Source organism: uncultured Romboutsia sp. (genome assembly GCF_958366745.1).
Classification (GTDB): domain Bacteria; phylum Bacillota; class Clostridia; order Peptostreptococcales; family Peptostreptococcaceae; genus Romboutsia; species Romboutsia timonensis.
This window is the reverse complement of sequence record NZ_CATXCO010000147.1, coordinates 1-6,285: the sequence shown is the minus strand read 5'-3', so window position 1 is coordinate 6,285 and position 6,285 is coordinate 1. Positions and strand designations below refer to the sequence as shown.

6 protein-coding genes and 1 other annotated feature are annotated in these 6,285 nt (G+C 27.6%); of the genes, 1 reads left to right on the top strand and 5 read right to left on the bottom strand.

The window, feature by feature from the left end; genetic code table 11:
• Nucleotides 1-415, bottom strand: a 415-nt coding sequence (locus tag Q5F54_RS09605) for a DUF4438 domain-containing protein (RefSeq protein WP_302334324.1), incomplete at its 3' end; no start/stop codon positions are given.
• A gap of 610 nt (nt 416-1,025) precedes the next feature.
• Between Q5F54_RS09605 and cdd the strand changes: the two genes are divergently transcribed.
• The gene (cdd, locus tag Q5F54_RS09600; protein WP_302334323.1) at nt 1,026-1,448 is read left to right on the top strand and encodes a cytidine deaminase; all 423 of its coding nucleotides are present in this window, start codon (nt 1,026-1,028) and stop codon (nt 1,446-1,448) included.
• A 176-nt stretch (nt 1,449-1,624) separates the two neighbouring features.
• Here cdd and Q5F54_RS09595 read toward each other — a convergent pair whose 3' ends face one another.
• The 4 genes from Q5F54_RS09595 to Q5F54_RS09580 form a co-directional block, all read right to left on the bottom strand.
• The gene (locus tag Q5F54_RS09595) at nt 1,625-2,197 is read right to left on the bottom strand and encodes a hypothetical protein (protein ID WP_302334322.1); all 573 of its coding nucleotides are present in this window, start codon (nt 2,195-2,197) and stop codon (nt 1,625-1,627) included.
• A 212-nt stretch (nt 2,198-2,409) separates the two neighbouring features.
• Nucleotides 2,410-2,898: a hypothetical protein gene (locus Q5F54_RS09590; protein ID WP_302334321.1), complete on the bottom strand. Its 489-nt coding sequence runs from the start codon at nt 2,896-2,898 to the stop codon at nt 2,410-2,412.
• A gap of 205 nt (nt 2,899-3,103) precedes the next feature.
• Complete coding sequence (locus Q5F54_RS09585) at nt 3,104-4,228, bottom strand: M20 family metallopeptidase (protein WP_071120078.1); 1,125 nt, start codon at nt 4,226-4,228, stop codon at nt 3,104-3,106.
• A gap of 20 nt (nt 4,229-4,248) precedes the next feature.
• The gene (locus tag Q5F54_RS09580; protein ID WP_302334320.1) at nt 4,249-5,679 is read right to left on the bottom strand and encodes a YfcC family protein; all 1,431 of its coding nucleotides are present in this window, start codon (nt 5,677-5,679) and stop codon (nt 4,249-4,251) included.
• A gap of 188 nt (nt 5,680-5,867) precedes the next feature.
• Nucleotides 5,868-6,076, bottom strand: a binding site (T-box leader).
• Nucleotides 6,077-6,285: the final 209 nt, after the last annotated feature.

The following is a 6,285-nucleotide window of genomic DNA, read 5'->3' as shown; positions in this document are numbered from 1 at the left end:
ATCCTTGACCATAAGCTTTAACTAATATTTTATCATCTATAGCTAAATCTTCTAAAGTTTCTTCATCAAAGTAAATCATAACATGTTCTATACCACCATGCATCCCTGTTACATAACCTTTTTTACCTTTAGCATCTCCTGATACAACCTTTGCTTCGTTACCAATACATGCAAATGTAGTTAATGCTGCATTTTCAGTTGTATTTTCGTTTCTTATAAATACACCTGGTTCAACATGGTCTCCTACCCAATTAAAAGCACTATCTCCTATTTTAACGTTATATGATATACCTCCTGTTGCAGGAAGTACCATTGGCTTTCCATCAAAAGTTATTCTGTAATTTCCACCTAGTGGATGATGTATTTTTCCTTGTACTGACCATTTTACTAAATTTTCTTTGTTTGTTTTTAACATACTTTCACTCTCCCTAATTTTTTATTATAATTTATAAATTCATCTACTGATGACTCTATGTTATCCAATATGTAACTAGTCTTATAGCTTTTTACTTTCATATAATTTTCTTTCTATATTAAACCCATAACGACATTTTAATTTTTCTATAATTTCATTAGTTATTATAGTAAATATTTAATTAGATGTAGACTTTATATATCATTTCTATTCCCAATTAGTATACTATGATTATATCATATTAAGTAATTATGTTACTTACAATTACTGTAATATTTAATTTAAATACTTAGCTTTATAATAATAAAAATAAAATTTTTAGCAACGGATGTGACAAAAATAATTCGCTAACACGTTGCTCGAAGCGGTAGCGAGTGTCATATGGTTTGCGACATGAAAAATAGCGCCCACACGTGGCTTAAAGTGTTTCGCCGACACGTCGCTAAAGCGAAATGAATTTTTTATTAATTTTTCTAAATATTATATATTTTTTTGTTTACAAGTACATACTATAATGATAAAATATAATCCCTTCTAATTACATAGATGGAACTATTGTATTAGATAATAGTTATTTGGGTTATTATACAAAAGGATATGGTGATAATTTATGATAAATGAAAAATTATTAGTAAAAAAAGCATTCGAAGCACAAAAACGTTCTTATTCTCCTTACTCAAACTTTAATGTTGGAGCTGCTTTATTAGGAACTAACGGCAAAATATATGAAGGATGTAACATTGAAAATGCGGCATTTACTCCTACAAACTGTGCTGAAAGAACAGCATTTTTTAAAGCTGTTTCTGAAGGGCAAAAAGAATTTAGCGCAATAGCTATCGTTGGAGGTAAAAATGGTGCTAAGGAAGATGAAGCAGAATACTGCGCACCTTGTGGAGTTTGTAGACAAGTTATGATGGAATTTTGCAACCCTAAAACTTTTAAGGTATACTTAGCAAAAACTGAAGATGATTATATTGAATATACATTAGAAGAAATTTTACCTCTAGGATTTAGTGGAAAAAATCTTGACTAATATTATAAAAAATAAACTATCCTATATATTATAGTTATAAAACTATTTATATTGGATAGTTTATTTGTTTATTAAACTATATATTTATGATATTTATCATTAATAAAGTTATTCTATGCTGTTTATTGTTTTTAATATACAGTATATTAAAATTGTTACTTTTCATATATTAACTATTAATAGTTTATCATTAGAAAATTAACTCTAACCCAAAAGAAAAATAAAGTCAAAACTAAATAAAACATACCCTCTATTGAAAAATATCTTTGCTTTATTTCTTTAATTCCCATTTTAACTTCATCTATTATCTCATTGCAATAATCAGTATTCTTTATTTCTCTACAATCTAAAGTTATTTCCATTAAACTGTGAACATAAATATTATTATCTATATCTAGTAAGTATATTTCATCATTTTTTACTTCATATTTTAGATTTTTTCGTTCTAAATAATTTTCTATTATATTTATTACATCTTTTTCTTTTACATTATGTATATAGTATCTATATTTATTTTTTCTATATCCCCAAATAAAAATTAGTAACGTTACAATACAAAATGCTATTATACTACTAATGCCAATATATCCTAGTTTATATCCTTCTACTAAATTTGAAAGGTTTATATACATTATAACTATAAACATTATTACTTGTGAGTATTTTGGAGTGTACATTATTTTTGCCCCACTTAATAAAGTTATAGTAGTTATAACTAACCATACTAGCATTAAATCAAAAATTATCATTATTTACCCCCCATAATTTTTATTTATATAACATAAATTTCTTCATTAAGTTTATTTACTAAATTAAAATTTATTTTAATATAAATCTTACTATTTTAATTCCTACATATACTAATAAAACTATAATAAAAGCAGATAATAATAAATTGCTCCATGATATACCTATTAATGGTGTCATTGTCAACACTCCCCTATTTATTATTTTAAATATATTATTCTATTTCAAATTTATATTCATTTATATTATCATTTACTTCAATGCAAAAAGTTCCTTTCGCATCTTTTAATTCATCTAAAGATTCTATATTTAAAATTTTAATTTGAGTACTAAAATCAGTATTTGGCTCTAATGTCATTTTTAAATTTTCATCTAAGCTTGTTTTTTGCTCATTACCATTTATAGTTATATTTTTCATATAAAAGGCTATTTTTTTATTAGATTTATTTGAAATTGAAAAAATATAACCTATAGAATTTCCAGGTGTAACTTTCTCTTTTCCTGTTATTTTAACATTTGCAATCTCATCATTTGCTATAATTACTGCTTTATCAAATAAATCTTTTTCTTTATTGATTTCTGAAGATACTTTATTTTCCTCAATTTGTTTTTTACTTATTTGTGTATTATCTGTATTTGAACAAGCAACTAAGTTTAAGCTCATTATGCACATAACCAATACAGTTAATTTACGTCTTATCATATTTCCCCTCCATATATTAAAGCATAAACTTATTATAACATTAACTTCCATAAAATACCATGAAGTTGGATTTATGATAAGACATATATTTTCATATACACAAAAAAATAGGTTGTTATATAGATATCTTTATTAATTTATTATATAACAACCTATTTTTTGTATTATATTTTCTTAATATCCACCAATAAATTTAACTATTTTTCTATAACTCAACCTTATTAGTTAATACATCATATCCTGTATAAGCAAGTGCTAATGCTCCAATTAATAATCTTTCATGACCTAATTTAGTTGTTGTTGCATCTGCCATTTCTACAGTATGGCTTGTTAAAGGACAATTAGTAATTCCTATAAATGGATGTATAGTAGGTGTCTTGTGACTTACGTTTCCAATATCACTTGATCCACATTTTCTTGATTCATGAATATCTGTAATTCCTAAAGCTTTTAAGTTTTCAGTAAAGGCTTCTGATAAATTTTCATTCGTAATCAAATTATCGTTAGGTAACTCATATCTAGTCATTTCAAGAGTTGCACCTGTCATAAGGGCTGCTCCCTCTGCTATTTTTTTTACTTTTATTAATAAGTCATCTAAAGTTTCTTTCTTATCTGCTCTAAAGTAAAACTGTGCTGTTGCTTCATCTGGAACTATATTTGCAGCTACACCACCATTAGTTATTATTCCATGCATTCTAACATCTGGCGTAACATGTTGACGTAAAGCATCTATACCATTAAATAGTTGTATTACACTGTTTAAAGCATTTATTCCATCTTGTGGACATGCTGCTGCATGAGCTGTTTTACCTTTATATGTAAATTGTAAAGGATAAAGTGCCATAGATGTACCACTTTTAGCAGTTATATCTGCTGGATGAACCATCATAGCTACATCTAATTCATCAAATACACCTTCCTCTGCAAGTATAACTTTTGCTCCATTAGTTTCTTCTGCTGGAGTTCCATATACTATTATACGACCTCCTACTTTATCTATTACTTTGCTTAAAATTACACCTGCTCCTGCTGACATTGATCCAATCATATTATGACCACATCCATGTCCTATCAAAGGTAGGGCATCATATTCACATAAATACCCTATAGTAGGTCCTTCTTTTTTACTATCATAAATTGCTCTAAAAGCAGTTTCTATACCTAATAGCTCTTTTTCTATTTCAAAGTTATGCTCTTTTAAAAAACTAGTTAGTACTTCAACAGCTTTATATTCCTTGTTCCCAAGCTCTGGATTTTTATATATATAATCACTTATTTCACATAACTTTTCATGTAGTTCTTGTCCTTTTTCTAATAAGATATTCTTCATTTTTACGCCTCCTAAATTTTTTAAGCCCATCCTATTAATGATGCTATTGTTATAAATCCTATTGATAATGCAAATAATATAATTTGTAATGGTATTATCCACTTTAACCATTTACCATAAGGCACACCTGCTATACCTAAACATGCTATTAACACTCCTGATGTTGGGAACATTGCATTAGAGAATCCATCTCCTAATTGATATATTAAAACTGTTAATTGACGAGATATTCCTACTAAGTCTCCTAATGGTGCAAGTATTGGCATTGTTAAAGCTGCTTGACCTGAACCAGAGTTTATAAAGAAGTTTATAAACATTTGTATTGGATACATTACATATGCAGCAAGTAAAGATGGTAAACTTCCTATAGCACTAGATAAATTGTATAAAATAGTGTCTATTATATTTGCGTTTTCTGCTATTACGATTATTCCTCTAGCAAATCCTATCATAATTGCTGGACCTATCATTTCCTTTGCACCTTCAATAAATGCATTTGCCATTTCATCTGGTGATAATTTTCCAAGTATTCCACTTATAACTCCTACTGCTAAAAATACTGCAGCTATTTCTGGTATCCAAAATCCTTTTTCTAGAACTCCCCATACTATTACACCTATAGCTATGGCAAAAGCTAATAATATAATTTTATGAGATAATGTAAAATCACCTTTTTTATCTTCAAAGTTTTGTAAATTCTTACGCTTTATTTGGTCACTTTCATAAACTAAACTCTTTTTTGAATTTTTCTTAATTTTCATCGCATAAGCCATTATAAATGCAGTTCCTACAAGAGTTGTTATAAACCATATAACTGTACGAAGTTCTATACCTGAATATACTTGAATACCTGCTATAGACTGTGCAATACCTACTGTAAATGGATTAAGCATTGCTGATGAAAATCCAAGTATACATGCTAAGTATGTTATTGCAACTGCAACTATACTGTCATATCCTAGTGCTAATGTTAAAGGTGCTAAAATTGATATAAATGGCACTGCCTCTTCACTCATTCCAAATGTTGCCCCACCTAATGAAAATAAGAATATAATAATTGGTAATAATAATATTTCTTTACCTTTAAACAAATTAACTATTCTGATTATTCCGAAATTAATAGCTTTAGTTTCAGCAATTAAATTAAATGCTCCTCCTACAATAAATAAAAATGCTATAATTTCTGCTCCATCTACAATCCCTTGTATAGGTGCTTGTAAAACTTTAAATAAATTTTGTGGCTGACTTTCAGTATATTTAAATGTTCCATCTACAACTACCTTTTTTCCTGCCTCATTTACTACTGTTTCATATGCACCACCTGGTATTAAATAAGTAGCTATTGATACAATCATAATAATTGCTGCAATAATTACTAATGTATGTGGTACTTTTATACCTTTTCCATCTACTTTTGAATTATTTTGTTTTTTTGTTTTTAGTATTTCCATACTATCTCTCCTTTTTTAGTTATAATTTCATATGATAGTTGGCCAGACTTATCATAAAAAAAGCCTCTTAGTAATAATACTAAGAGGCGAATTTCCGCGGTACCACTCTTATTGGTAAGTTTCTATAAATCCCAATTTAAGAATAATAACACAGAAATTTTTAATAAAAAAGCCTCTTAGCAATCATGCTAAGAGGCGAATTATCTCCGCGATACCACTCTTATTGGTAAAAAAACTTACCCACTCAATCTCTTAAGGCGAGAACACCTACTGCCATACTTAAATTTCCTGCAGTCTTCTCCAAAGCTCTTTTCACATAATCCTCAATACATAGCTTCCACCATCCTATGCTCTCTATAAAATTAAATTATGCTACTCTCTTTTTCATAGAATTTTCTTATTGTTTTTTTCAATTATACTATCACATATATTTTGATGTCAATATATTTTTGTTTTAAAAATTTAGTATCCATTTATAATGGTATATCTATATTTGCTAAATATAAAGATTTATGAAGTGAATCATCTAATGAAAAAACAGATTTAAATTTAGGCTATGTTAGACAATTGTGTGATTAATTATATAGAAAATAGGTTATAATATAG

What these genes read in the sequence shown, in the direction of transcription:
- Q5F54_RS09590 (WP_302334321.1), bottom strand. Translation starts at nt 2,898, where the DNA reads ATGATAAGACGTAAATTAACTGTATTGGTTATGTGCATAATGAGCTTA.
- Q5F54_RS09585 (WP_071120078.1), bottom strand. Translation starts at nt 4,228, where the DNA reads ATGAAGAATATCTTATTAGAAAAAGGACAAGAACTACATGAAAAGTTA.
- Q5F54_RS09580 (WP_302334320.1), bottom strand. Translation starts at nt 5,679, where the DNA reads ATGGAAATACTAAAAACAAAAAAACAAAATAATTCAAAAGTAGATGGA.
- cdd (WP_302334323.1), top strand. Translation starts at nt 1,026, where the DNA reads ATGATAAATGAAAAATTATTAGTAAAAAAAGCATTCGAAGCACAAAAA.
- Q5F54_RS09595 (WP_302334322.1), bottom strand. Translation starts at nt 2,197, where the DNA reads ATGATAATTTTTGATTTAATGCTAGTATGGTTAGTTATAACTACTATA.